The organism is Pseudomonas sp. PB103 (genome assembly GCF_009764635.1).
Classification (GTDB): Bacteria; Pseudomonadota; Gammaproteobacteria; order Pseudomonadales; family Pseudomonadaceae; genus Aquipseudomonas.
Window position 1 is genome coordinate 15716 of the sequence record NZ_RWIL01000127.1, and the last position, 26702, is coordinate 42417.

Annotated in this window: 25 protein-coding genes; 15 read left to right on the top strand and 10 right to left on the bottom strand. The window is 59.4% G+C overall.

Annotation, left to right across the window (positions count from 1 at the left end; genetic code table 11):
* Nucleotides 1–13: 13 nt before the first annotated feature.
* The 4 genes from EJA70_RS23155 to EJA70_RS23170 all read left to right on the top strand — a co-directional run bounded on the left by EJA70_RS23155 (nucleotide 14) and on the right by EJA70_RS23170 (nucleotide 6649).
* Complete coding sequence (locus tag EJA70_RS23155) at nucleotides 14–1078, top strand: imelysin family protein (RefSeq protein WP_158833767.1); 1065 nt, start codon at nucleotides 14–16, stop codon at nucleotides 1076–1078.
* A 14-nt stretch (nucleotides 1079–1092) separates the two neighbouring features.
* The gene (locus EJA70_RS23160; RefSeq protein WP_158833769.1) at nucleotides 1093–2193 is read left to right on the top strand and encodes a DUF1513 domain-containing protein; all 1101 of its coding nucleotides are present in this window, start codon (nucleotides 1093–1095) and stop codon (nucleotides 2191–2193) included.
* 267 nt (nucleotides 2194–2460) lie between these two features.
* Entirely contained in the window at nucleotides 2461–3609 is a 1149-nt protein-coding gene (locus tag EJA70_RS23165; RefSeq protein WP_158833771.1) for an efflux RND transporter periplasmic adaptor subunit, read from the top strand.
* Between the two features lie 13 nt (nucleotides 3610–3622).
* A complete protein-coding gene (locus tag EJA70_RS23170) occupies nucleotides 3623–6649 on the top strand; it encodes a multidrug efflux RND transporter permease subunit (RefSeq protein WP_158833773.1) in 3027 nt (1008 codons plus the stop codon).
* Between the two features lie 142 nt (nucleotides 6650–6791).
* Here the strand turns inward: EJA70_RS23170 and EJA70_RS23175 are convergent, their stop codons facing one another.
* The 5 genes from EJA70_RS23175 to colR all read right to left on the bottom strand — a co-directional run bounded on the left by EJA70_RS23175 (nucleotide 6792) and on the right by colR (nucleotide 10516).
* Nucleotides 6792–7019, bottom strand: a complete 228-nt coding sequence (locus tag EJA70_RS23175; protein WP_045123044.1) for a hypothetical protein — start codon at nucleotides 7017–7019, stop codon at nucleotides 6792–6794.
* Between the two features lie 2 nt (nucleotides 7020–7021).
* Nucleotides 7022–7735: a lipopolysaccharide kinase InaA family protein gene (locus EJA70_RS23180; RefSeq protein ID WP_158833775.1), complete on the bottom strand. Its 714-nt coding sequence runs from the start codon at nucleotides 7733–7735 to the stop codon at nucleotides 7022–7024.
* A 4-nt stretch (nucleotides 7736–7739) separates the two neighbouring features.
* Complete coding sequence (locus EJA70_RS23185) at nucleotides 7740–8408, bottom strand: class I SAM-dependent methyltransferase (protein ID WP_008079371.1); 669 nt, start codon at nucleotides 8406–8408, stop codon at nucleotides 7740–7742.
* A gap of 162 nt (nucleotides 8409–8570) precedes the next feature.
* Nucleotides 8571–9845, bottom strand: a complete 1275-nt coding sequence (locus tag EJA70_RS23190; protein WP_158833777.1) for a HAMP domain-containing sensor histidine kinase — start codon at nucleotides 9843–9845, stop codon at nucleotides 8571–8573.
* A complete protein-coding gene (gene colR / locus EJA70_RS23195) occupies nucleotides 9845–10516 on the bottom strand; it encodes a two-component system response regulator ColR (protein ID WP_158833779.1) in 672 nt (223 codons plus the stop codon). Before colR ends, EJA70_RS23190 begins: the two co-directional genes overlap by 1 nt.
* A gap of 202 nt (nucleotides 10517–10718) precedes the next feature.
* On the opposite strand from colR, the gene EJA70_RS23200 reads away from it, so the two are divergent.
* Entirely contained in the window at nucleotides 10719–12668 is a 1950-nt protein-coding gene (locus tag EJA70_RS23200) for an LTA synthase family protein (protein ID WP_158833781.1), read from the top strand.
* A 54-nt stretch (nucleotides 12669–12722) separates the two neighbouring features.
* Nucleotides 12723–13466, top strand: a complete 744-nt coding sequence (locus EJA70_RS23205) for a phosphatase PAP2 family protein (protein ID WP_158833783.1) — start codon at nucleotides 12723–12725, stop codon at nucleotides 13464–13466.
* Nucleotides 13467–13663: 197 nt separating this feature from the next.
* Here the strand turns inward: EJA70_RS23205 and groL are convergent, their stop codons facing one another.
* The 4 genes from groL to EJA70_RS23225 all read right to left on the bottom strand — a co-directional run bounded on the left by groL (nucleotide 13664) and on the right by EJA70_RS23225 (nucleotide 17188).
* Nucleotides 13664–15310 carry a chaperonin GroEL gene (gene groL, locus EJA70_RS23210; RefSeq protein ID WP_008079375.1) on the bottom strand — a complete coding sequence of 549 codons (1647 nt, stop codon included), beginning with the start codon at nucleotides 15308–15310 and terminating at the stop codon, nucleotides 13664–13666.
* 50 nt (nucleotides 15311–15360) lie between these two features.
* The gene (locus EJA70_RS23215) at nucleotides 15361–15654 is read right to left on the bottom strand and encodes a co-chaperone GroES (RefSeq protein ID WP_003227685.1); all 294 of its coding nucleotides are present in this window, start codon (nucleotides 15652–15654) and stop codon (nucleotides 15361–15363) included.
* 260 nt (nucleotides 15655–15914) lie between these two features.
* Nucleotides 15915–16391, bottom strand: coding sequence for an FxsA family protein (locus EJA70_RS23220; RefSeq protein ID WP_158833785.1), 477 nt, complete (start codon nucleotides 16389–16391; stop codon nucleotides 15915–15917).
* Nucleotides 16392–16456: 65 nt separating this feature from the next.
* Nucleotides 16457–17188 (bottom strand): HugZ family protein, encoded by a 732-nt coding sequence (locus tag EJA70_RS23225; RefSeq protein WP_158833788.1) that lies wholly within the window; start codon nucleotides 17186–17188, stop codon nucleotides 16457–16459.
* A 164-nt stretch (nucleotides 17189–17352) separates the two neighbouring features.
* On the opposite strand from EJA70_RS23225, the gene EJA70_RS23230 reads away from it, so the two are divergent.
* Nucleotides 17353–18111: an SDR family oxidoreductase gene (locus EJA70_RS23230; RefSeq protein WP_016986667.1), complete on the top strand. Its 759-nt coding sequence runs from the start codon at nucleotides 17353–17355 to the stop codon at nucleotides 18109–18111.
* 81 nt (nucleotides 18112–18192) lie between these two features.
* On the opposite strand, the gene apbC is transcribed toward EJA70_RS23230, so the two are convergent.
* Nucleotides 18193–19287 carry an iron-sulfur cluster carrier protein ApbC gene (gene apbC, locus EJA70_RS23235; RefSeq protein ID WP_158833790.1) on the bottom strand — a complete coding sequence of 365 codons (1095 nt, stop codon included), beginning with the start codon at nucleotides 19285–19287 and terminating at the stop codon, nucleotides 18193–18195.
* Nucleotides 19288–19626: 339 nt separating this feature from the next.
* Between apbC and metG the strand changes: the two genes are divergently transcribed.
* The 8 genes from metG (at nucleotide 19627) to EJA70_RS30875 (ending at nucleotide 26635) form a co-directional block, all read left to right on the top strand.
* Nucleotides 19627–21678 (top strand): methionine--tRNA ligase, encoded by a 2052-nt coding sequence (gene metG / locus EJA70_RS23240; protein ID WP_158833792.1) that lies wholly within the window; start codon nucleotides 19627–19629, stop codon nucleotides 21676–21678.
* Nucleotides 21679–21792: 114 nt separating this feature from the next.
* On the top strand, nucleotides 21793–22362 hold the full coding sequence (locus EJA70_RS23245) for an electron transport complex protein RnfA (protein ID WP_158833794.1): 570 nt from the start codon (nucleotides 21793–21795) through the stop codon (nucleotides 22360–22362).
* Complete coding sequence (gene rsxB, locus EJA70_RS23250; RefSeq protein ID WP_158833796.1) at nucleotides 22359–23567, top strand: electron transport complex subunit RsxB; 1209 nt, start codon at nucleotides 22359–22361, stop codon at nucleotides 23565–23567. Before EJA70_RS23245 ends, rsxB begins: the two co-directional genes overlap by 4 nt.
* On the top strand, nucleotides 23554–24537 hold the full coding sequence (locus tag EJA70_RS23255; RefSeq protein ID WP_158833798.1) for an RnfABCDGE type electron transport complex subunit D: 984 nt from the start codon (nucleotides 23554–23556) through the stop codon (nucleotides 24535–24537). The genes rsxB and EJA70_RS23255 overlap by 14 nt, the downstream gene beginning before the upstream one ends.
* The gene (locus EJA70_RS23260; protein WP_158833800.1) at nucleotides 24534–25139 is read left to right on the top strand and encodes an RnfABCDGE type electron transport complex subunit G; all 606 of its coding nucleotides are present in this window, start codon (nucleotides 24534–24536) and stop codon (nucleotides 25137–25139) included. The genes EJA70_RS23255 and EJA70_RS23260 overlap by 4 nt, the downstream gene beginning before the upstream one ends.
* Entirely contained in the window at nucleotides 25136–25717 is a 582-nt protein-coding gene (locus EJA70_RS23265) for an Rnf-Nqr domain containing protein (RefSeq protein WP_158833802.1), read from the top strand. The genes EJA70_RS23260 and EJA70_RS23265 overlap by 4 nt, the downstream gene beginning before the upstream one ends.
* Entirely contained in the window at nucleotides 25714–26352 is a 639-nt protein-coding gene (gene nth / locus EJA70_RS23270) for an endonuclease III (RefSeq protein WP_008079405.1), read from the top strand. The genes EJA70_RS23265 and nth overlap by 4 nt, the downstream gene beginning before the upstream one ends.
* A 106-nt stretch (nucleotides 26353–26458) precedes the next feature.
* Nucleotides 26459–26635, top strand: a complete 177-nt coding sequence (locus EJA70_RS30875; protein ID WP_008079412.1) for a PA3496 family putative envelope integrity protein — start codon at nucleotides 26459–26461, stop codon at nucleotides 26633–26635.
* Nucleotides 26636–26702 lie beyond the last annotated feature (67 nt).

Sequence of the window (26702 nt, forward strand, 5' to 3'; positions counted from 1 at the left end):
TCGGGAGCCCGACATGTTCCGTCCCAAGCTACTGTTCACCAGCCTTGCCGCGCTCGCCCTCGGCGCCTGCTCGCCGCAGGATCCGCAAGCGGTCACCTCGGCGGCCATCGCCAAATCGGTGATCCTGCCGACCTACACCCGTTGGGTCGAAGCCGACAAGCAACTGGCGGTCAGCGCCCTCGCCTACTGCCAGGGCAAAGAAACCCTGGAGACCGCCCGCGCCGACTTCCTGCACGCGCAGAAAGCCTGGGCCGAGTTGCAACCGCTGTTGATCGGTCCGCTGGCCGAGGGCAACCGCGCCTGGCAAGTACAGTTCTGGCCGGACAAGAAGAACCTTGTCGGTCGCCAGGTGGAGCAACTGGTTGTCGCCCAGCCGCAGATCGATGCCGCCGCACTGGCCAAATCGAGCGTCGTGGTGCAAGGCCTGTCGGCTTACGAGTACATCCTGTTCGACGCCAAGCCTGACGTGGCCAACGCCGATCAGAAAGCCAAATACTGCCCACTGCTGATCGCCATCGGCGAACGTCAGAAGCAACTGGCCGAAGAGATTCTGCAGAACTGGAACAACACCGACGGCATGCTTGCGCAGATGACCAAGTTCCCCAACCAGCGTTACGCCGACTCCCACGAAGCGATCGCCGATCTGCTGCGCGTGCAGGTCACCGCGCTGGACACCCTGAAGAAAAAACTCGGCACGCCAATGGGCCGCCAGAGCAAGGGCGTGCCACAACCGTTCCAGGCCGATGCATGGCGTAGCCAGTCGGCGATGACCGCGCTGGAAGCCAGCCTTGCCGCTGCCAAAACCGTGTGGGAAGGCGTCGACAACAAAGGCCTGCGCGGTCTGTTGCCGGCTGAGCAAAAGCCGTTGGCCGACAAGATCGACGCTGCTTACGCCGCTTCGCTGAAACTGTTCGACAGCACTCAGCGCTCGCTCGGCGAAATGCTCGAAGACGACGCCGGTCGTCAGCAACTCAACGACATCTACGACAGCCTCAACGTCGTCCATCGCCTGCACGAAGGCGAACTGGCCAAGGCGCTGGGCATCCAACTGGGCTTCAACGCCAACGACGGTGACTGATGAGGGCAAGTGCCATGCTGCGACGCCAGGCTCTGACTTTAGCTAGTACGCTGCTGGGAGCAGTGACACTGGGCGGCTGGACGCTGTTCAAACGCAAGGATCAGAGCCCGCTGCTGTTGTCGGCGCGCGATGACACCGACGGCAAGCACTACGCCGTCGGTTATCGACTGGATGGCACGCGGGTGTTCGCCACCGAAGTCGGCCAGCGTTGCCACGACATCATCAACCATCCGACGCAGCCGATTGCGCTGTTCGTCGCGCGGCGTCCGGGCACCGAGAGTTACCTGATCGACCTGCGCGACGGCAAGTTGCTGCAGACGGTAACCTCGCAGCCGAACCGGCACTTCTACGGCCACGCTGTGGTGCACAAGGACGGCGAGTACCTGTACGCCACCGAGAACGACACCACCGATCCTGGCCGTGGTTTGCTCGGCGTGTACAAGTTCGAAGGCGAGCGGCTGGTACACAGCGGCGAGATTTCCACCCACGGCCTCGGCCCGCATCAGGTGTCATGGATGCCCGATGGCGAGACGCTGGTGGTGGCCAACGGCGGGATTCGTACCGAGGCGGAAAGTCGCGTCGACATGAACCTCAGCGCGATGGAGCCGAGCCTGGTGCTGATGCAGCGCGACGGTACGTTGCTGAGCAAGGAAACCCTCGCCCAGCAGATGAACAGCGTGCGCCATTTGGGCATTGCCAGTGACGGCACCATCGTTGCCGGTCAGCAATTCATGGGCGCATCGCACGAGCGTTCGGAACTGCTGGCGATCAAGCGTCCGGGGCAGCCGTTCGTGGCGTTCCCGGTGCCGGAGCATCAGTTGCAGTCGATGGGGCACTACACCGCCAGTGTTGCGGTGCACAGTGAGTTGCGTCTGGTCGCACTGACGGCGCCGCGTGGCAATCGCTTCTTTATCTGGGACCTGGACAGCGGCGAAGTGCGCCTCGATGCACCGTTGCCGGATTGCGCAGGTGTGGGTGCGGTGCAGGACGGTTTTGTCGTGACCTCCGGTCAGGGCCGTTGCCGCTACTACGATTGCCGTCAGGATGAACTGCTGGCCAAACCGCTGGAACTGCCGGCAGGGCTCTGGGACAACCATCTGCACCTGATGGCCTGATACCCATAGTTAAAATTAACGCCGTCCCTGTGGCGAGGGGATTTATCCCCGATGGGTGGCGAAGCCGCCCCAAAACCTGCAACCGCAGTCTGTCGGTTTTACCGTGTCGGATGGTTTTGCGACTGCTGCGCAGCCGGTCGGGGATAAATCCCCTCACCACAGGGTTTGTGTCCGGCCGAATGTGTAAAAAGTGGCAGTTGGATTACCTGCCTCTCTCGGAGTAATGTTCGGGCCTGTCTCGCCTGATTTATCCAAGGAACTGGAAATATGCTGCGTCGCCGCATGCTGATCATGTTGGGTGTTGTGTTGCTGATCGTCCTGGTGCTGGGCGGGTACAAAGCCTTTTCGATCTACACGATGATCCAGGGCTTTTCCAAGCCGAAACCGCCGATCAGCGTCGCCGTGGCCAACGCCAACGAACGGCCGTGGCAGATGCGCTTGCCCACCGTCGGCACGCTCAAGGCATTGCAAGGCGTCGAGCTGAGTCTGGAAGTCGCCGGCACGGTCACTGAACTCAAGTTCGAATCCGGACAGAAAGTCAAAGCCGGGCAACCGTTGCTGCAACTCGACAGCGCCGTCGAAACCGCCCTGCTGGAAACCGCCAAAGCAGACTTGGGTCTGGCGCAACTGGACTTCGGCCGTGGCGCGCAACTGGTCGATAGCCGGGCCATCTCCAAAGGCGAATTCGACCGCCTCTCCGCCGTGCTGCAAAAGAACAAAGCCACGGTCAATCAGCTCAACGCGTCGCTGGCGAAAAAACGCATTCTCGCGCCGTTCAGCGGCACCATCGGCATCCGTCAGGTCGACATCGGCGACTACCTCGCCAGCGGCACCAAAATTGCGACGTTGCAGGACTTGAGCAGCCTCTACGCCGACTTCTACCTGCCCGAACAATCGGTGCCGAAACTGGCCATCGGCCAACCCGTACAGATCTCGGTTTCGGCTTACCCCGGGCAAAATTTCGCCGGCAAGATCAGCGCAATCAACCCGATCGTCGAAAGCACTACGCGCAACATCCTGATCCGCGCCACGTTGGCCAACCCCGACGGCAAACTGTTGCCCGGCATGTTTACCAGCCTCGAAGTGCTGCTGCCCGATCCGCAGAAACACATCGTCGTGCCGGAGAGCGCGATCACCTACACCCTCTACGGCAACTCGATCTACGTGGTCGGGCAGAAAAAGGCCGAAGACGGCAGCGTCGAAAAAGACGACAAGGGCCAACCCGTACTGATCGCCGAACGCCGCTTCATCGAAACCGGTGAACGCCGCGATGGCCTGGTGATGATCAACAAGGGCGTGCAGAACGGCGAACAAGTGGTGACGGCTGGCCAGATCAAACTGGACAACGGCGCGCACATCGCCATCAGCGACGACAAGACCCTCGGCGAGCAGAACAGTCCGCCCCGCGCCGACTGATCAAGGAAAACCCATGGCTTTTACTGATTCGTTCATCCGCCGCCCGGTGCTCGCCACCGTGGTCAGCCTGCTGATTGTGCTGCTCGGCTTTCAGGCCTGGAGCAAGTTGCCGCTGCGCCAATACCCGCAAATGGAAAACGCCCTGATCACGGTGACCACCGCCTACCCCGGGGCCAACGCCGAAACCATTCAGGGCTACATCACCCAACCGATGCAGCAGAGCCTGGCCAGCGCCGAGGGCATCGACTACATGACCTCGGTCAGTCGCCAGAACTTCTCGACGATCTCGATCTACGCGCGCATCGGCGCCAACACCGACCGTTTGTTCACCGAGCTGCTGGCCAAGGCCAACGAAGTCAAAAATCAGCTGCCGCAGGATGCCGAAGACCCGGTGCTGAGCAAGGAATCCGCCGACGCTTCAGCGCTGATGTACATCAGCTTCTTCAGCGAAGACCTGAGCAATCCGCAGATCACCGACTACCTGTCACGGGTGATCCAGCCAAAACTGGCGACCCTGCCGGGCATGGCCGAAGCGGAGATTCTCGGCAATCAGGTGTTCGCCATGCGCCTGTGGCTCGACCCGATAAAACTTGCCGGTTTCGGCCTCAGCGCCGCCGACGTGACCAACGCTGTGCGCCAGTACAACTTCCTCTCCGCCGCCGGCGAAGTGAAAGGCGAGTACGTGGTGACCAGCATCAACGCCAACACCGAGCTGAAATCCGCCGAAGCCTTCGCCGCCATTCCGCTCAAGGTCAGTGGCGACAGCCGCGTGCTGCTCAGCGATGTCGCGCGGGTGGAAATGGGCGCGGAAAACTACGACTCGATCAGTTCGTTCGGCGGCACGCCATCGGTGTACATCGGCATCAAGGCGACACCGGGCGCCAACCCGCTGGACGTGATCAAGGAAGTGCGCAAGATCATGCCGGAGCTGGAAGCGCAGCTGCCGCCGAACCTCAAGAGCGAGATTGCTTACGACGCCACCCTGTTCATCCAGGCTTCTATCGACGAGGTGGTAAAAACCCTGTTCGAAGCGGTGCTGATCGTCATCGTCGTGGTGTTCCTGTTCCTTGGCGCGTTGCGCTCGGTGGTGATCCCGGTGGTCACTATTCCGCTGTCGATGATCGGCGTGATGTTCTTCATGCAGATGATGGGCTACTCGATCAACCTGCTGACGTTGCTGGCGATGGTGTTGGCCATCGGCCTGGTGGTGGACGATGCGATTGTCGTGGTGGAGAACATTCACCGGCACATCGAGGAAGGCAAAACACCGTTTGACGCGGCCCTTGAAGGCGCGCGGGAAATCGCCATGCCGGTGGTGTCGATGACCATCACGCTGGCGGCGGTGTATGCGCCGATCGGTTTTCTCACCGGCCTGACCGGGGCGCTGTTCAAGGAGTTCGCGCTGACGCTGGCCGGGGCGGTGGTGATTTCCGGGGTCGTCGCCCTGACCCTGTCGCCGATGATGTGCGCCTATCTGCTGCGCCACGAACAGAACCCCAGCGGTCTCGCCCATCGCCTCGACCGCCTCTTCGACGGCCTCAAGCGCCGCTATCAAAGCACGCTGCACGGCACGCTGAACACGCGCCCGGTGGTGCTGGTGTTTGCAGTGATCGTACTGTGCCTGATTCCGGTGTTCCTCAAGTTCACCAAATCTGAACTGGCGCCGGACGAGGATCAGGGCATCATTTTCATGATGGCCACCGCCCCGCAGCCAACCAACCTTGATTACCTGAGCACCTACACCGACGAGTTTATCAAGATCTTCAAGGAATTCCCGGAGTACTACTCCTCGTTCCAGATCAACGGCTACAACGGTGTGCAGGCCGGCATCGGCGGCTTCCTGCTCAAGCCGTGGAACGAGCGCAGCCGCACGCAGATGCAGATCCTCCCCGAGGTGCAGGGCAAACTGGGCGCGATCCCGGGATTGCAGATTTTCGGTTTCAACCTGCCCTCCCTGCCCGGCACCGGCGAAGGCTTGCCGTTCGAATTCGTGGTCAACACGGCCAACGATTACGAGCTTCTGCTGCAAGTGGCTGACCGGATCAAGAAACGCGCGATGGAGTCGGGCAAGTTCGCCTTCGTCGACCTCGACCTGGCGTTCGACAAACCGGAAGTGGTGGTCGACATCGACCGCGCCAAAGCGGCGCAGATGGGCGTGTCGATGCTCGATCTGGGCAGCACCCTGGCAACGCTGCTCGGCGAGGCGGAAATCAATCGCTTCACCATCGAAGGGCGCAGCTACAAGGTCATCGCCCAGGTTGAACGGCCGTACCGCGACAACCCGGACTGGCTGAACAACTACTACGTGAAAAACACCCAGGGCGAATTGCTGCCGCTGTCGACGCTGATCAAGGTCAGCGACCGTGCCCGACCGCGCCAGCTCAACCAGTTCCAGCAACTCAACGCGGCGAAGATTTCCGGGTTTCCGCTGGTGAGCATGGGCGAAGCCATCGACACGGTGTTGCAGATCGCCCGCGAAGAAGCACCGGCCGGTTTTGCTTTCGACTACGGCGGCGCCTCACGGCAGTTCGTCCAGGAAGGGAGTGCCTTGTGGGTGACGTTTGCTTTGGCGCTGGCGATCATTTTTCTGGTGCTGGCAGCGCAGTTCGAGAGCTTCCGCGATCCGCTGGTGATTCTGGTGACGGTGCCGCTGTCGATCTGCGGGGCGCTGATTCCGCTGTTCCTTGGCTGGTCGAGCATGAACATCTACACCCAGGTCGGGCTGGTGACGCTGATCGGGCTGATCAGCAAGCACGGGATCCTGATCGTCGAATTCGCCAATCAACTGCGCAAGGACAAAGGCCTGAGCGCGCGCGAGGCGGTGGAGGAAGCGGCAGCGATTCGTCTGCGGCCGGTGCTGATGACCACCGCGGCGATGGTGTTTGGCATGGTGCCGCTGATTCTGGCCACCGGTGCCGGGGCGGTCAGCCGTTTTGATATCGGCATGGTGATTGCGACGGGGATGTCGATCGGTACCTTATTTACCCTGTTCGTCCTGCCGTGCATCTACACCCTGCTGGCAAAACCCGACAAAGCCTGACCCCTGTAGGAGCTGCCGCAGGCTGCGATCTTTTGATCTGAACTGTAAAACAAAATCAAAAGATCGCAGCCTGCGGCAGCTCCTACAGGGGAACAAAAAAGGCCTCGCATCTGCGAGGCCTTTCATTTGGGCTTCAATCGATTCAACTTTGTGGCCTCATCCCTTGAGACAATCCGAACATGAACAGCAACAAATCATGGTCGGGTTTGCTGGCCACGGAGGCTTTGGCCACCCGTGGTACTGCGCAGTGATCATCCGTTGTGGATGCACCGATGACTTGCATGCGGGGCTGCTCCCAAGCCGCCACCGCCAATGAAGCAACTGCCAAGGCTCCAACCAAAAACAAACCTCGTGCAATTTCTAGTTTCATCGCTATAAACCTTTGATAGCGCTGCCAAACGCCGTCTCATAAAAGTAGACGAGTTTTTTCCAGTCCGTATCGTTGAACGACGAATGGCGGCGCAATTGCTTCATGTCATGGGCGGCGGCGCGATGGGCGGTCAGACGTTGGCGGCACTTTTCCAGATCGATCAATGCCACTTCGACCTTGGCCGATTCGCCCTCGCCCGTCACCCGTACAAAGACGTGTTTGATATAGATGCAGCTGTGCTGCCAACGGCCCTTGTGCATACGCGCAAGGTTTTCGGCGAGGTCTTTGAGTACGCGCTCGTAAACGGCTTCGCCGTATTGCGCACGACCACCCGCCGCTTCCCACTTTTCCAGTTCGTCAAAACCGTCCAGCGACTTGGTCACCAGCAGCGCACGCCACTTGTATTGCGGGTCAGGCTGCGCGCCACAGAAAACGATTTCCGGCACGCGCACTCCCAGTTTGCTCACGCCGGTCAGCGCGTCGAGCTCACGCAATACCGTCGGGCGGCCAAACGGGTGCAGCCAGCTGCGGTAAATGTGTCCAGTCTGGCGTTTGGCATACAGCAGTTGCCCGTCACGTCCGATGACTCGTTGCACACCACTTTCGCCACCACGGCGGACGTTGGGCTCTTCGACCCACTCACCCTGCTGGTTCCAGTAATAGTCAAAGCGATCCTGCGGAGCGACGTCCGTTTCTGCTGCAAATTGCACTGCCATCCCACTACCTCTTGCGTAATACGTAAACCCGCCACATGGCATAGAGCGGGATGAAATCCAGTTGTTCCTGAATGCGGAACCCTGCTTCTTCAAATTCTTTTTCAACCGTAACAGCCGGTAACACAAAACGGTTCTGGTAACCTTCCTGCCCACGCTTGGCCTCGGCCTTCTTGCGTTTCCAGGCCTTGAAATTGCCATCCACCCACAGCGAAATGATCACGCTGTCACGGGTGACGCGCTCAAATTCACGCAGAATGGCCCGTCGATGCTCGGCTTCACCGATGTGATGGAGCAAACGCATGCAGAAAATGCTGTCGACGGCGTTATCAGGCAAGGCAATGTCGAACGCAGAGGTGTGCAAGGGTTGTACCCGTTTCACCACATCGGCCGGTTGCGCCTGCATCGCGGTCTTGATCATCGACTCGGAGTTGTCCGCGCCGATGATCACCCGGTTCGGTTTTTCCGCCAGCAGTGGCCAGAAACGACCCGCACCACACGGCAAATCCAGCACCAGCCCCGGCTCACCGGCCAATGTCAGCGCCTTGCGTGCCAGTTGTTCATCACGCCAGTGAGACAAGCGACGACCGAGATTGGCTTGATGCTTTTGCAGATATTTCTGCGCATGCGTGTCGTCGTACTTTTCGGAAAAATCGAGCTTGATCGGACCGGCCATCACCAGGACTCCTGAATTACTGATGCCCCCACCTTAAGCAGGGGCGTGTCAGCGTCAGGTCATCCATTTGTGAAAAAAATGTCCGGTAAACCTACAAACTATTTCAAGGTTATACAGGATTTAGACAGGTTGGCGGGAGTGGCTGGATGCCACCACTGCGTGTCAGACTTTGCCCAGATCAACCTCAAAACGACAGCCATTGGGCTCCATGGTGCTCAGGTTCACCGTCCAGCCCTGGTTCTCGCAGATGCGCTGGACCAGTGACAATCCAAGGCCCAGGCCTTCGCCACGGTTTTCGGTGCCGCGCACAAACGGCTGGAACATTGCCTCGCGTTTTTCTTCGGGAATTCCGACGCCCGAATCCTCGACGACAAAACCGTTAGCGTTGAGCGTCAGGCGAATGAAGCCCTGTTCGGTGTAGTGGCAGGCATTGCGCAGGAGATTGCCCATCACCGCTGTCAGCAAGGTGGCGTTGTAACAGGTGTCCGGCGGGTTGCCAGGTTCGAACTGCAGCTTCAGCCCTTTGCTTTTGATGGGCTCGCGCCATACGCACAGCAGGTTATCGGCGACCTGAGCGAGAGTGTGTTGCGGCGCCATGCCGGCGTCTTCACGCTGAGCACGGGCGAGCATCAGGAAGGTCTGCACCAGTTCGCGCATTTCCTCACTGGCCCGGGCAATGCGCTCGACCTGAGAACGGCCGCGCTGATCGATCGCCGGGTTTTCCAGCAACAGCTCACACGAACTCGCCAGCACCATCAGCGGCGTGCGCAATTCGTGGCTGACGTCACTGGTAAACAAGCGCTCGCGGGTCAGTGCCTGACGCAAACGTCCCAGCGTGGCATCGAAGGCCACCGCCAACTCACCGACTTCATCAGCAGCGTAATCCGGGGCCAGTGGAGGCGCCAGTCCAAGCAACTGGTCGCGATGGCGCACTTGCCGCGCAAGACGCACCACCGGCGCCATCACTTTGCGCGCCAGCACCCAGCCGAGGAATACCGCCAGCGCCAGACTGAGCACGAAGCCCACCAGCACCACGGCAAACAGCACGCGCTCACGCTCTTCGAAATCGCTTTGATCCTGCAGCAGTACATAGCGACGACCGTCGACGATCTCGACCATCGCGTGATACGACAATTGTTCGCGGAAGACTTCGTGGAAGCCGGAATCCAGATGGCGCAGATCTTTCGGCAACTCGAAATCGCCCGGGCCGCCACTGAAATAGAACAACTGATCCGGCTCGGGACGATGGCTCCAGTCCGAGACGTTGTCCATCAGCAGCAAACGCTGCAAATCGCCGCCCAGCCCGGCGGAAATCAGTTTCTCCTCGACCAGATGCACCGTCGCAACGATGCCCATGGCGAAGGCGCCGGCCACCAGTGCGCTCATCAGCGCGAAAGCGATGATGATCCGTTGAGAAAGGCTCTGTCTAAACTCCATTACGCATCGGCCAGGCGGTAACCCACGCCGTGCACGGTATGCAGCAGTGGCTTGGCGAACGGCTTGTCGATCACCTGACGCAACTGGTGAACGTGGCTGCGCAGGCTGTCACTGTCCGGGCAATCATCGCCCCACAGCGCTTCTTCGAGCACTTCGCGACGCAACACGTGCGGGCTCTTCTGCATCAACACTGCCAGCAGCTTGAGGCCAACCGGGTTGAGTTTCAGCAGTTTGCCTTCGCGGGTCACTTCCAGCGTATCGAGGTCGTAACTCAGGTCGCCAACCTGCAACGCCCGGCGTCCGCCGCCCTGAGCCCGGCGCATCACCGCTTCGACGCGCGCGGCCAGCTCGGACAAGGCAAACGGCTTGATCAAGTAATCGTCGGCACCGGACTTGAAACCCTGCAAACGATCATCGAGTTGATCGCGGGCGGTGAGCATGATCACCGGGGTGTCGCGGCGGGCATCTTCGCGTAGGCGCTTGCACAGCGTGTAGCCGTCAATCCCCGGCAACATGATGTCGAGAATGATCAGGTCGTAATGTTCGGTTGCCGCCAGATGCAGGCCCGACAGACCGTCCTGCGCGCAGTCGACGGTATAGCCTTTGAGGCCCAGATAATCGGCCAGATTGGCGAGGATGTCGCGGTTGTCTTCGACCACCAGGATTCGCATGGGCACCTCTTCCGTACACAGTAATGGCCGTCTTGGCCCGCGCAGCTTACGGCCAACTCAGCCTCAGGGCTAGGCTGAAAACCACTGAAATCGACGCTCTCAACCAAATTTGCGGGTTAACAAGATTTTCACTATCGGTTCACAACCTGACTACAGTGACAACGCGACACTCTCGCGCCATTAGATATAAGGAATGTAGACAATGGACTCTTTGAAGATGGCGCCCCTGCGCCTTCTGCTGCTGATCACCGGTGCCTGGCTGGTGATCTTTTCCGCGACTCGCGCTGTCCTCCTGCTGGCTCATCTGGATGAGGCCGGTGGCGGAGCCTTTTCGGTATTCGGCATCGGTCTGCTTTACGACCTTGGCTTTCTGGCGTATGCAGCACTGCCGATGGGCCTGTACTTGTTGCTGTGCCCGCCGGCGTTATGGCGTCGTCGCGGCCATCGCTGGTTTCTGCAAGGCCTGTTCACCGTCAGCCTGTTCGCCATGCTGTTCGTTTCAGTGGCCGAATGGCTGTTCTGGGACGAATTTGGCGTGCGCTTCAACTTCATCGCCGTCGACTACCTGGTGTATTCCGATGAAGTGCTGAACAACGTCTTGGAGTCGTACCCGATCGGCACGTTGCTGAGTATTTTGGCGCTGTTGGCCGTCGCCATCAGTTTTGCTCTGCGCAAGCCGTTCAAGGCTGCGCTGGACGCTCCGCTGCCACCGTTGCGTGGACGTTTGCTCAACGCATTGGCTTTGCTGGTGGTCGCCGGCCTGAGCCTGCAACTGCTCAGCCAGGACGCCCCGCGCGCGCAAGGTGGCAATGCCTACCAGAACGAATTGGCGAGCAATGGCCCGTACCAGTTCTTCGCCGCATTCCGTAACAACGAGCTGGATTACACGCAGTTTTACAGCAGCCACACGCCTGACGTGGTCGCCCGGCAGATTCGCGCCGAACTGAGCGAACCCAACGCCCGTTTCATCGGCCAGGATCCGCAGGATATCCGCCGAATGATTGACAACCCCGGCACTGCGCGCACGCCGAACATCGTGCTGGTGACCATCGAAAGCCTCAGCGCCAAGTATCTAGGCAGCAATGGTGACGAGCGTAACCTGACGCCGAACCTCGATGCCTTGCGCAAACAGAGCCTGTACTTCAACAATTTCTACGCCACTGGCACCCGTACCGACCGCGGCCTGGAAGCCATCACTCTGGCCATTCCACCGACACCGGGCCGTTCAATCGTCAAGCGCATCGGCCGTGAAAGCGGCTTCGCCAGCCTTGGCCAGCAACTGAGTGCGGTGGGTTACGACAGCGTGTTCGTTTACGGCGGACGCGGTTACTTCGACAACATGAACGCGTTTTTCAGCGGCAATGGTTATCGCGTAGTCGACCAGAGCAGCGTCGATGAGGCCGACATTCACTTCAAGAACGCCTGGGGCATGGCCGACGAGGACCTGTACAAACAGACCCTGAAACTGGCCGACGCGGACTACGCCAAGCAACAGCCATTCCTGTTGCAATTGATGACCACCTCTAACCATCGTCCTTATACCTATCCGGACAATCGAATCGACATCAAATCCGGCAACGGTCGCGATGGCGCGGTGAAGTACACCGACTATGCGATCGGCCAGTTCCTTGAGCAGGCGCGGCAGAAACCGTGGTTCGACAACACGATCTTCATCTTCATCGCCGACCACACGGCGGGCAGCGCAGGTAAAGAAGACTTGCCGATCGCCAACTACCAGATTCCGCTGTTCATCTATGCGCCTAAGATGATCGAGCCGCGCGAGAGTAGCCAGCTGGCCAGTCAGATCGACCTTGCGCCGACACTGCTCGGTTTGCTGAACATGGACTATCAGTCGACGTTCTTCGGTCGCAATTTGTTGCAGGAAAATCCGCTGCCACCGCGCGTGGTGGTCGGTAACTATCAGCATCTGGGCCTGTTCGACGGCAAGGATCTGGCGATCCTCAGTCCGCGTCAGGGCCTGCGTCGGCATGATGATGCGCTGACCGAAAGCCGCGAATCCCGAGCGACCAGCGATGACCCGCTGATCAGCCGCGCGATCACCTATTACCAATCCGCCAGTTATGGCTTCAAGCAACAGCTGCTTGGCTGGAAAGCACCCAAGGAGGGTGCTCCGCAAGTCAGCGAACGTTAATCGAACCGCCCCGGGCTGATGTTCCGGGGCGTTTTCTTTTGTTCAGGATCCGTCATGTCATCAAACGTTGTACGTCCCACCCCTCGCCCGCTGAACTGGTGGATATGCCTGGGGATACCTGCCGTAGCGGCAATCGCTCTGGTTTTGCTGGAGCTGACCGATCTGGACATGAATCTGGCCCAGCTGTTTTATGACCCTACCGCCGGCGACTTTATCGGGCGGCACAGTTACTTCCTCGAAAATATCCTCCACGACCGCGCCAAAGAGGTGGTGATCGCGTTTTCGGTGTTTGCGGTGATTGGCTTTATTGCCGCGTTTTTCGTTGAGCGGTTGAAACCGTTCAAGCGCGAATTGGGCTGTCTGGTGTTGTCGCTGGGGCTGGCGACTTCGTTCGTTACGCCGATGAAAGCGGTGACGGCGGTGCAATGCCCGTGGAGCCTTGAGCAATTTGGCGGCCATGAGACTTACAGCAAGTTGATGGAACATCGTCCGCAGACCAACAAGCCTGGGCGTTGCTGGCCGGGTGGGCATGCCGCTACGGGGTTTACCTTGTTTGCGTTGTTCTTTGTACTGCGTGATCGTCGTCCGCGTTTGGCCAAGCAGGCGTTTATCTTTGCCTTTGCGCTGGGTTCGGTGTTTTCGATCAGCCGGATGATGCAGGGCGCGCATTTCTTTTCGCACAACGTGTGGACGGCGATTTTCTGCTGGCTGATTTGTCTGGGGTCGTATTACTGGGTGCTGTATCGCCCGGCGGTGAAGGCTGAGGCTGTCGTCAGAGCACAACCCGTCCGCGCCTGATCTGACGCCATCGCTGGCAAGCCAGCTCCCACAGAGTCCAAGGTGAAATACATATTGTGTGAACCTTACAAATCCCTGTGGGAGCTGGCTTGCCAGCGATGGTCGCACCTCGGTCTGAAGCCACACCAAATCGAAGGCAATAAAAAACCCCGCTGACTCGCGTCAGCGGGGTTTTGCGTTACGGGGGTAAGGCTGGCTTACATCATGCCGCCCATGCCACCCATGCCGCCCATGTCTGGCATGCCGCCGCCAGCGCCGCCGTCTTTCTTCGGCGCGTCAGCTACTGCAGCTTCGGTGGTCAGGATCAGACCGCCGATCGACGATGCCGCTTGCAGAGCGGAACGAGTCACCTTGGTTGGATCCAGGATGCCCATTTCGATCATGTCGCCGTATTCGCCAGTCGCAGCGTTGTAACCGAAGTTACCGGTGCCGTTCTTGACTTCGTTGACCACAACGCTTGGCTCGTCACCGCTGTTGGCAGCGATCTGACGCAGCGGAGCTTCAACAGCGCGACGCAGAACAGCGATACCGACGTCCTGATCAGCGTTGTCGCCTTTCAGGTCGTTCAGGGTTTGCAGAGCGCGGATCAGCGCAACGCCACCGCCAGGTACCACGCCTTCTTCAACGGCTGCACGGGTTGCGTGCAGGGCGTCTTCAACGCGGGCTTTCTTCTCTTTCATTTCTACTTCGGAACCAGCGCCAACCTTGATTACTGCAACGCCGCCGGACAGCTTGGCCAGACGCTCTTGCAGTTTTTCACGGTCGTAGTCCGAGGAAGTTTCGGCAACCTGAGCGCGGATCTGAGCGATACGCGATTCGATGTCGCCAGCAACGCCAGCACCGTCAACGATGATGGTGTTTTCCTTGGAGATGGTCACGCGCTTGGCGCTGCCCAGGTTTTCCAGGGTGGCTGCTTCCAGGCTCAGGCCGATCTCTTCGGAGATAACGGTACCGCCGGTCAGAACAGCGATGTCCTGCAGCATGGCCTTGCGACGGTCGCCGAAGCCTGGCGCCTTGACGGCTGCGACTTTGACGATGCCACGCATGTTGTTCACAACCAGAGTCGCCAGGGCTTCGCCTTCAACGTCTTCGGAAACGATCAGCAGTGGACGGCCAGCTTTGGCAACGGCTTCCAGCACTGGCAGCATTTCGCGGATGTTCGAGATCTTTTTGTCGACCAGCAGGACCAGTGGGTTGTCCAGTTCGGCAACCATGGTTTCCGGCTTGTTGACGAAGTACGGGGACAGGTAGCCACGGTCGAACTGCATGCCTTCTACAACCGACAGTTCGTTTTCCAGGCCAGTGCCTTCTTCAACGGTGATCACGCCTTCTTTACCGACTTTTTCCATGGCTTCGGCAATGATGTCGCCGATGGAGTTGTCGGAGTTGGCCGAGATGGTACCTACCTGAGCGATTGCCTTGGTATCAGCGCAAGGCTTGGACAGGTTCTTCAGCTCTTTGACGATAGCGATGGTCGCTTTGTCGATACCGCGCTTCAGATCCATCGGGTTCATGCCGGCAGCGACGGCTTTCAGGCCTTCGTTGACGATCGACTGAGCCAGAACGGTAGCGGTAGTAGTACCGTCACCAGCGTCATCGTTGGCACGGGAGGCAACGTCTTTGACCAGCTGCGCGCCCATGTTTTCGAAACGGTCTTCGAGTTCGATTTCTTTAGCGACGGAAACGCCGTCCTTGGTGATGGTCGGAGCGCCGAAGCTCTTCTCGATGATCACGTTACGGCCTTTCGGGCCCAGGGTCGCTTTTACTGCGTCAGCCAGGACGTTGACGCCCTTGAGCATTTTTTTACGGGCGGAATCGCCAAACAGAACTTCTTTAGCAGCCATGATCGATATTCCTTAAATACTTTGTAGTAGCGGGAAAATGAGCGGGGAAATCAGCCTTCCAGTACAGCGAGAATCTCGTTCTCAGCCATTACCAGCAGGTCTTCGCCGTCGACTTTCACTGTGTTGCTGCCGGAGTAAGGACCGAACACAACCTTGTCACCGACTTTAACGGCCAGCGCACGCACTTCACCGTTTTCCAGAGTCTTGCCTGGGCCTGCAGCGACGATCACACCGTGGTTGGCTTTTTCAGCAGCCGAACCTGGCAGGACGATACCGCCAGCGGTTTTCTTTTCTTCTTCGCTGCGACGGATTACGACGCGGTCATGCAGAGGACGAAGCTTCATTGTCGATCTCTCCTAATTGTGGTTTTCATCGGCCGGTGTATTCCCGGCGGGTTTAACAAATCCGGCCTTCGCCGGTTGCGCCTCGTCGAGCGAGACGCGGAAGACTGACTGGCGCAAATGCCAGAAACCTTTCGGTGACCGATACATAAGGGCGCATAAGCTTATTACAAGGGCGAGGCTAAAAAAATTTCACCGAGGCTCGTCATAAAAGCAGCCCACAAATGAACGCGGCACCCGAAGGTGCCGTGTCGATATAGCCGTTACTTGGTGTCGCGGTGTTCGAACTCGCCTTCGATGACATCACCCTCGCGGCCCAGAGGCTCGCGCGGCGCAGGACCGCCACGGGGTTGCAGGTCGTCGGCGAATGCGCGTTGGCGCATGGCCTGGTCTTCGGCACGCTGGCGCATTTTGTTTGCCAGCAACCGGCGGCTGAGTGGCAGCAGCATCACCAGACCGACCACGTCGCTGATGAAGCCCGGCAGGATCAACAGGCCACCGGCCAATGCCAGCATCAGGCCTTCGAGCATGGTTTGCGCGGGCAGTTCGCCGCGATTCAGGCTTTCACGGGCGCGCAGGGCCGTGGCCAGACCGGCGACGCGCAGTACGAACACGCCGAACATCGAGCCGACAATGATCAGCAGCAGGGCCGGGAAAAACCCGATAGACCCTGCCACTTTGACGAATACGAACAGCTCCAGCACCGGAAACAGCAGAAAGAGCAACAGAAAAGGGCGCATCAAAGTTTCCTCAACGCAAGAAATGCCTTGCAGTAAGCCTTAGATGACGTCGCCCTTTCGTGAATTCAAGCACCAGCCATCTCATTTTTTGGCCAGACCTCGGCGTGAGCCAGAGAAACCAAGGCTTCGCGCACTTGTGTCGGCGTATTACAAGGCGTTGGGAACGGCAGCCAATACAGCGCCTGACCGATGCGCAGGTGCATGCCTTCGGTGTCGATACCAGCCAGTTGCGCCGGCACGGTTTTCGGCAGACCGGCAAGATCGACGTAATGCGCGATGGCTTTGCCGTGGTCGCTGTTCATGTGCTCGACCATGCTGATCTCAGCCTTGCCGGCGAACGGGTTGGCCAGGGTCAGTTGATCGACCCAGTGAATCGCGCCGAACCCGCCGATGTAGCGATGCCGCACCGGCGTCAGCACCCAGAAATCGAAATCGTGGGCCTTGTGGTAATTCTGCGAGTCAGGGAAATAGCGGTAGTAACGCTCGGCAGCCGCTTCGATGGCCGCGGCGTCTTCAAGCTTTTGCGCTTCGGCGAGATAGGTCAGGCGACCAACGGCTTGCACGTCGTCGGCTTCACGCTCACCCACCAACAGCGAGCATTTCGGATCTTTCTGCAGGTTGTGGGTGTGCTGGGCGATGCGGCTGATCAGGATCAGCGGGCGGCCCTGCTCGTCCAGGCAGTACGGCACCACGGAGCCAAAGGGAAAACCGGGCATCGATTTGGAGTGCGTCGACAGCACTCCGCGGTATTCCTTGAGAAGCAATTCTCGGGCATTCTTCGCCACTTCAACGCTCAATTTATGACTCCTTAAATAGAATCCGTCGAAAAAACGGACAGGCGTCGGGGATAAAGTCCCTGTCACGCCATCGGGCAATTCTCATGTGCAATCGCGCCCAGGCCGGTGCAGATCGGGAGTCGCTGACAATAAAAACTACTCAGACCTGCTATCGGGGCATGCGAATGCAACTCAACGACAAAGTAATCATTATCACTGGCGGTTGCCAGGGTTTGGGCCGCTCCATGGCCGAGTATTTCGCCGGCAAAGGCGCGAAACTCGCGCTGGTCGACCTCAATCAGGAAAAACTCGACGACGCGGTGGCCGCTTGCAAGGCCAAGGGCGTCGAGGCGCGCAGCTACCTGTGCAACGTGGCCAATGAAGAACAGGTCGAGCACATGGTCGCTCAGGTTGCCGCCGATTTCGGTGCGATTCACGGCCTGATCAACAACGCCGGGATCCTCCGTGATGGCCTGCTGTTGAAGGTCAAGGACGGAGAAATGACCAAGATGAGCCTGGCACAGTGGCAGGCGGTGATCGACGTCAACCTGACCGGCGTGTTCCTCTGCACCCGTGAGGTGGCGGCGAAAATGGTCGAGCTGAAGAACACTGGCGCGATCATCAACATTTCGTCGATTTCGCGGGCGGGCAACGTTGGCCAGACCAACTATTCGGCGGCCAAGGCTGGCGTGGCAGCGGCGACGGTGACCTGGGCCAAGGAACTGGCGCGTTACGGGATTCGCGTGGCGGGGATTGCGCCGGGCTTCATCGAAACCGAGATGACCCTGGGCATGAAGCCGGAAGCGCTGGAGAAGATGACCTCGGGGATTCCGCTCAAGCGTATGGGCAAGCCGGAAGAGATTGCGCATTCGGCGGCGTATATCTTCGAGAACGACTATTACACTGGCCGGATTCTGGAGATGGATGGCGGCTTGCGTATCTGAAGCAAGATCAAAAGATCGCAGCCTGCGGCAGCTCCTACATGGGATTTCTGTAGGGCTGCCGAAGGCTGCGATCTTTTTCGATTAATCGTCGCTGATGGTGATGTTCGGCATCGCCGGCGTTGCCGCTTCCTGCAACACGATCCGCGCGCCAACGTGGCGGGCCAGTTCCTGATAAACCATGGCAATCTGGCTGTCCGGCTCGGCGATCACCGTTGGTTTGCCGCCATCGGCCTGCTCGCGGATCAGCATCGACAATGGCAGCGAAGCCAGCAGTTCGACACCGTACTGGGTCGCCAGCTTCTCACCACCACCCTCACCGAACAGATGCTCGGCATGCCCGCAGTTCGAGCAGATATGCACGGCCATGTTTTCCACCACGCCCAGCACTGGAATGTTGACCTTGCGGAACATTTCCACGCCTTTGCGCGCGTCGAGCAGGGCCAGATCCTGTGGCGTGGTGACGATCACAGCGCCCGCCACCGGGACTTTCTGCGCCAAGGTCAGCTGGATATCGCCGGTGCCTGGCGGCATGTCGATGACCAGATAATCCAGGTCGCCCCACGCGGTTTGCGTGACCAGTTGCAGCAGCGCGCCGGAGACCATCGGCCCGCGCCAGACCATCGGCGTGTTGTCGTCAGTCAGGAACGCCATCGACATCACTTCGACGCCATGGGCCTTGAGCGGCACAAACCACTTCTGATCCTTGACCTCAGGGCGGGTGCGTTCGGGGATACCGAACATGATGCCTTGGCTCGGGCCGTAGATATCGGCGTCGAGAATGCCGACCTTGGCGCCTTCACGGGCCAGCGCCAGGGCGAGGTTGGCGGCGGTGGTCGACTTGCCCACACCGCCCTTGCCCGAGGCCACGACAACCACGTTCTTGACGTTGGCCAGCCCCGGGATCTGCGCCTGGGCCTTGTGCGCGGCGATCACGCTGTTGACTTCAACCTTGGCCATCACCACGCCGTCGAGGTTTTCGATGGCCAGTTGCAGCAATTGCGCCCAGCCACTCTTGAACAGACCGGCGGCGTAACCGAGTTCCAGCTGCACATTGACGCGATCACCGACGATTTCGATGTTCTTCACGCATCCGGCGCTGACCGGGTCCTGGTTCAGGTAAGGGTCGGTGTATTGGCTGAGGACGGCTTCCACCGCTGCGCGAGTGACGGCGCTCATGGGCAACTCCGATAACAAGACTGGGAAAAGATGGCGGGTATCGTACCGTGCTGATTCATTTGAGTTCAGGAGATTTATAGCCAAACACACTCAGTTGAGCTGGAAAACCATTGTGGTGAGGGGATTTATCCCCGACCGGCTGCGCAGCAGTCGTGAAATCATTGAACACGGTATGCCTGATTTACCGAGTTGTCTGGTTTTGGGGTGGCTTCGCCACCCATCGGGGATAAATCCCCTCGCCACAAATGTACTCAAAGTACCCAGCGGCGCAGGGGTGAAAAATATGCGCCAGCGCTTTATAGTGGCCGACCTCCGTTTCATCAAGTAGCGAAGCCCCACATGTCCGAACCACGCAAGATCCTCGTCACCAGCGCCCTGCCCTACGCCAACGGTTCGATTCACCTTGGCCATATGCTGGAATATATCCAGACCGATATGTGGGTGCGCTTCCAGAAGCATCGCGGCAATCAATGCATCTACGTCTGCGCCGACGACGCCCACGGTTCGGCGATCATGCTGCGCGCGGAAAAAGAAGGCATCACCCCGGAACAACTGATCGCCAACGTGCAGGCTGAACACAGCGCCGACTTTGCCGAGTTCCTGGTTGATTTCGACAACTTCCACTCCACTCACGCCGAAGAAAACCGTGAGCTGTCGAGCCAGATCTACATCAAGCTGCGTGACGCCGGGCACATCGCCCAACGCTCGATCACCCAGTATTTCGACCCGGAAAAGAAAATGTTCCTGGCCGACCGCTTCATCAAGGGCACCTGCCCGAAATGCGGCACTGAAGACCAGTACGGCGACAACTGCGAAAAATGCGGCGCGACCTACGCCCCGACTGATCTGAAGGATCCGAAGTCGGCGATCTCTGGCGCCACCCCGGTGCTCAAGGATTCCCAGCACTTCTTCTTCAAACTGCCGGACTTCCAGGAAATGCTGCAAGCCTGGACCCGTAGCGGCACCCTGCAGGACGCGGTCGCCAACAAGATCGCCGAATGGCTGGACGCCGGCCTGCAACAGTGGGACATCTCCCGCGATGCGCCGTACTTCGGTTTCGAGATTCCGGGCGAGCCGGGCAAGTATTTCTACGTGTGGCTGGACGCGCCGATCGGCTACATGGCCAGCTTCAAGAATCTTTGCGAGCGCACGCCGGATCTGGATTTCGACGCGTTCTGGGCCAAGGATTCCACCGCCGAGCTGTACCACTTCATCGGCAAGGACATCGTCAACTTCCACGCGCTGTTCTGGCCGGCGATGCTCGAAGGCGCGGGCTACCGCAAGCCGACCGGCATCAACGTACACGGCTACCTGACCGTCAACGGCCAGAAGATGTCCAAGTCGCGTGGCACGTTCATCAAGGCCCGTACGTACCTCGATCACCTGTCGCCGGAATACCTGCGCTACTACTACGCGGCCAAACTGGGCCGTGGCGTCGATGACCTTGACCTGAACCTCGAAGACTTCGTGCAGAAGGTCAACTCCGACCTGGTCGGCAAAGTGGTCAACATCGCCAGCCGTTGCGCCGGTTTCATTCAGAAGGGCAACGGCGGCCTGCTGGTCGACAACAATGCCGCACCGGAGCTGACCGAGGCTTTCCTCGCCGCTGCACCAGGCATTGCTGACGCCTACGAAGCCCGCGACTTCGCCCGCGCCATGCGTGAAACCATGGCCCTGGCCGACCGCGCCAACGCCTGGATCGCCGACAAGGCCCCATGGTCGTTGAACAAGCAGGAAGGCAAACAGGATGAAGTGCAGGCGATTTGCGCCACCGCCATCAACCTGTTCCGCCAACTGGTGATCTTCCTCAAACCGGTGCTGCCGCTGCTGGCCGCCGATGCCGAGGCGTTCCTCAACGTCGCCCCGCTGACCTGGAACGACCACACCACCCTGCTGGCCAACCACCAGCTCAACGAATTCAAGCCGTTGATGACCCGCATCGACCCGGTAAAAGTGCAAGCCATGAGCGACGCCTCGAAAGAAGACCTCACCGCCAGCCAGACCGACACCGGCGCCGCTGCCCCGGCCGGCAATGGCGAACTGGCCAAGGATCCGCTGTCGGCGGAAATCGACTTCGATGCTTTCGCCGCGATCGACCTGCGCGTCGCGCTGATCGTCAAAGCCGAACACGTGGAAGGTGCCGACAAGCTGCTGCGCCTGACACTGGACATCGGTGACGAGCAACGCAACGTGTTCTCGGGGATCAAAAGCGCTTATCCGGATCCGTCCAAGCTCGACGGTCGCCTGACCATGATGATTGCCAACCTCAAGCCACGGAAAATGAAGTTCGGTATCTCCGAAGGCATGGTGATGGCAGCCGGCCCTGGCGGTGAAGAGATCTACCTGCTGAGCCCGGACAGCGGCGCCAAGCCGGGTCAACGCATCAAGTAACACTTGGCAGTGAATCGATCCCACAAGCGTGCCCGGCATGCCTGTGGGATTTTTCATATCTGGCCGGATAATGCCTAACCTTAAGAGACAGCCGCCCGTTTCGCTGGCAAAACCATGACCGAACTTGTGCTTACGCTCATCAGTGCTGCGCTGCTCAACAACTTCGTGTTGCACTGGCCGCTGGGCGTCGATCCGCTGTTGGCGGGAAGTCGCCGGCAGGTGCATGCGTTGGGGCTGGCAACGTTGTGCCTGATGTCGATCGTTGGAGTCATCGGTTATGCGATCTGGCACTTTTTACTGGTGCCGCTGCAACTTGAGGCACTGCGCCTGTTGGTGTTTCTGCCGTTGAGCGTCTTGCTGATCGCGCCGCTGTTGAAACTGTTGGCGCGCGGGTTGCCGAATCTGCATTTCGAAGGGTTATGGCCGCTGTTGTTGGGCAATGCCGGTGTGCTTGGACTGGCCTTGATCAATGCGCAAAACGATCAAGGCCTGCTCCACGCGACAGCGCTGAGCCTTGGCGCCGGGCTGGGTTTCTGGCTGGTGCTGAGCCTGTTCTGCGATTTGCGTGAGCGCACGGCCGACAATGACATTCCCCTGCCCTTTCGTGGCTTGCCGATCGACCTGATCGGCGCCGGATTGATCGCAGTGATTTTTCTCGGATTCAGTGGACTGATCAAAACATGAGTCTGATTCAACGCATCGACGCCCTCCTGCCGCAGACCCAATGCGGCAAGTGCGGCCACCCCGGATGCAAACCGTACGCTGAAGGCATCGCCGACGGCGAGCCGATCAACAAATGCCCGCCCGGTGGCGACGAAACCATCGCAGCGTTGGCCGAGCTGTTGAAAGTGCCAGTGCTGGAGCTCGATATCAGTCGCGGTTCGGCGCCGCCGCAGGTCGCCTATATCCGCGAAGCCGAATGCATCGGCTGCACCAAGTGCATTCAGGCCTGCCCGATCGACGCCATCGTCGGCGCGGCGAAATTGATGCACACGGTGATCATCGATGAGTGCACCGGTTGCGACCTGTGCGTCGCGCCGTGCCCCGTCGATTGCATTGAAATGCATCCTTTGCCCTTGAACACATTGCCGGTGGTCGGTGGCCTGGCCTTCAGCCTGGAAGATCAGCGCGCGCGAGCAGCCAAACGCGATCACGCGCGGCTGCGATTCGAGCGACGCAATGATCGATTGCTGCGCGAAGAACAGCAAAAGCAGGCCGAGCGTGAAGCCCGCGCCAAACGCACTGCGCAGCCAGAGGCGACTACAAGCGATCCGGTGCAGGCAGCGCTGGAACGCGTGCGTGCGCAAAAAGCCGCGACGGCCGATGCCGCCCTGAAGAAAGCCAAGATCGATGTGGCGATGAGCCGTGCACAGCTGCACAAGTCGCTGAAAGCTTTTGGCCACCCGCCGACCTTCGAGCAACAGTCGCAATTGATCGTGCTCCAGCAACAGTTCGAAGCGGCCGAGCAGGCGTTGGCGAAACTCGAAAGCATTGCGCCACCTGCCCCGACAGTGATCGCGCCGGCGAAAGATGCCGACCTCAAACGCGCAAAAATCCAGTTGGCCATGCGCCGTGCCGAATTGAAAAAGGCACAAACCGCCGAAGCCACTCCTGAACAGATCGCCGCACTGGAACAAGCACTGCGCGATGCTGAGCAGGCTTTGCACGACGCCGAAGCCACAAGCGATCAACCAGTGCCTGACTTGGTGCGCGTCGAAAAACGCCCGATCGACAACCAGCTTCGCCAGTTGAAAACCGAATTGGCCTACGCCCGCGCCGACCTCAACAAACTCGAACGCCGCGCCGACACGCCCGACGACATCCTCGACAAGGCCCGCGCCCGCCTGCAAAACGCCGAGCGCCAGGTGCAAGACCATGTCGCCCCTTGAGGCACCCGACGATCGCCTGCGACAAGCGATGAAGCTTGTGCTGCTTGCCCTGCTGCCGGGGCTGCTGGTGATGTTCTGGTGGTACGGTTGGGGCGTATTGATCAACCTGGTGCTGGCCGTTGCCACGGCTATGACCGTCGAGGTGATTGTCACTCGATTGCGCCGCCAACCCTTACAGCCGACGCTGAGTGATGGCAGCGCGATCGTCAGCGCAACATTGCTCGCCGCCGCGTTGCCGCCCTATTGCCCGTGGTGGCTGACAGCGACGGCGGTGGCTGCAGGCCTGCTGTTCGGCAAGCATTTGTACGGCGGTGTCGGCAAAAATCCGTTCAATCCGGCGATGCTTGGTTTTGCCTTGGCCATGGTGATGTTCCCGCAACCGATGACCCATTGGCCGGCGCACGGCCTGGATCTTTCGGCAGCGGTTCAACAAGTGTTCAATATCGGTCAGGCGCCGGACGCCTGGGTGCAGGCCACTGCACTGGACAGTCTGCGCATCAACAAAAGCCTGACCATGGATGAACTGTTCGCCAGTCATTCGGCGTTCGGGCATTTCGGCGGTCGCGGGGTGGAATGGGTAAACCTGGCGTTTCTCGGCGGCGGGCTGTTTTTGCTGCAGCGCCGCGTGATCGCCTGGCATGCACCGGTCGGCATGCTCGCCAGTCTGTTTGTGGTCAGCCTGCTGTGCTGGAACGGTTCGGGATCGGACTCGCATGGTTCACCGCTGTTTCATCTGCTCAGCGGTGCAACCATGCTGGGCGCGTTCTTCATCATTACCGAACCGGTCTCGGGCGCCAGAAGTGCTTTCGCCCGCCTGTTGTTTGGCGTCGGCGTCGGGCTGCTGACTTACCTGATCCGCACGTGGGGCGGCTACCCTGACGGCGTGGCGTTTGCGGTGCTGCTGATGAATCTCTGCGTACCGACGCTGGAGCGTTTTGCCGCCAGCCGCCAGCCATCGGTGCAGTCATGAATCGGGCAACCCAACTGGTGACGCTGGGGCTGCTGGCACTCGTCGGTATCAGTGCAACCTATGTTGTACAGCGCATCAATGCGCCGCAGATCAGCGCGCAACAGCGCTTGCTCGACAGCCGCAAACTGCTCGACGTCCTCCCCGCAGAAGCCTACGACAACCAACCTTTGGCGCAGCCGTTGGCGTTGGTCGACCCTGCGCTTGCCCACAGCACGCTGACCGGCGGTTATCGTGCGACCAAGACCGGGCAAACGGTGGCCATATTGCTGCGCAGTGAAACTCAGGGCTATGCCGGCCCACTTGAACTGCTGATCGCGATTGATGCCAACGGCAAACTGCTCGGAGTGAAAACCCTCAGGCAAAACGAGACGCCTTCATTGGGCGGGCCTATCGGCGACTGGCCCAACAGTTGGCTGCAGATGTTTTCCGGGAAAAGCATTGGCGATCCGCCAGACGCAGGCTGGGCGTTGAAAAAGGATCAGGGCCAGTTCGATCAGATGGCCGGCGCCACCATCACCTCCCGCGCTGCGATCAATGCCATCCACGATGCCTTGCGCTACTTTGATCAGCATCGCGCGCAATTACTGGGGAGTGGCGCATGAACCGGTCAACGGCCCTGTCGAACTCAATGATGCTGGTGCTACTGCTGGGGGCCACGAATTCGTTGGCCGCAGCGCTGGGGACAATGCTGATGTTTGCCGTTGTGCTTGGCGGTTTCAGTTTGTGCATGGCCCCCCTGCGTTCGCGCATGGACGGCTCAAGAGCCTTGATGGCGAGTCTGTTGCTCGCGGCGACGTTAACCGATTGCGCTGACCTCCTTGCCCAACGCTGGTTTCTGCCATGGCAGCAGGCTTTCGGCCTTTATGGCGGATTGATCGCGCTGCAATGCGTGGTGCTGGAACACAGCGGTTTCTTTCGCCAGCCGCTGGCACAACGCTGCAGGTTTTGCGCACGGTCTGCCGGCTTGATGTTGCTGCTCGCCGTGCTGCGCGAACTCATTGGTCACGGCACTCTCGGCCGGGGATTGTCAGAACACTGGCACGGTCTGATTTTATTCCGCGACGGTCTGCCTCTGGTAACCCTGGTACCCGGCGCATTCCTGCTGCTGGGGCTGTTGCTTGCCGCCCGGGAGGCGTGCACCCGCTCGAACTCAATTTCCAAGGAATCGCATCGCCCATGAATGCCGCAAAACGTCTTGAGATCTTTCGCAGACTGCATGAAGACAATCCCGAGCCGAAGACTGAACTGGCGTATTCCTCGCCTTTCGAATTGCTGATTGCGGTGATTCTCTCGGCGCAATCGACCGATGTCGGCGTCAACAAGGCCACGGCGAAACTGTTCCCGGTCGCCAATACACCGGCAGCGATTCATGCCTTGGGCGTCGAAGGGTTGTCCGAATACATCAAGACCATCGGCCTCTATAACAGCAAAGCGAAAAACGTCATCGAGACCTGCCGCTTGCTGGTCGAGCGCCACGGCAGTGAAGTGCCACAAACGCGCGAAGAGCTGGAAGCCTTGCCCGGCGTGGGTCGCAAGACTGCCAACGTGGTGCTCAACACCGCATTTCGTCAATTGACCATGGCGGTCGACACGCACATTTTTCGCGTCAGCAACCGCACCGGCATCGCCCCGGGCAAGAATGTGGTCGAAGTTGAAAAAAAGCTGATGAAGTTTGTACCCAAGGAATTCCTGCTCGATTCCCATCACTGGCTGATTCTGCACGGACGCTACGTGTGCCTGGCGCGCAAGCCACGCTGCGGCAGCTGTCGGATCGAAGATTTGTGCGAGTACAAAGACAAAACCTCGGACGATTGACTGGCTATTAGGTTTATCGATTCGTCGATTGAAAAAATCTTTTTTACCCGCCGCTGGATTGTCGATATAAGGGGCGCCAAAGGCATTATTCGCCGGGAGTCAGCTTATGAGTAGCGACAAAGAGCAACTGGATATAGATGACGATATCGCTGCAGAAACTGATGACGCCGAACCTGTGGTCGAAGTCGCCAAGACCAATCTGAGCAAGCGCCGCACTATTGATAACATGTTGGAGGAGCGCCGTTTGCAGAAGCAATTGGCCGATTACGATTTTGATGACTGATACTTGAAAGCCTCCCGAACGGAGGCTTTTTTTTTGCCTGCTACCCGCTGAAACCGATCGGCCCATG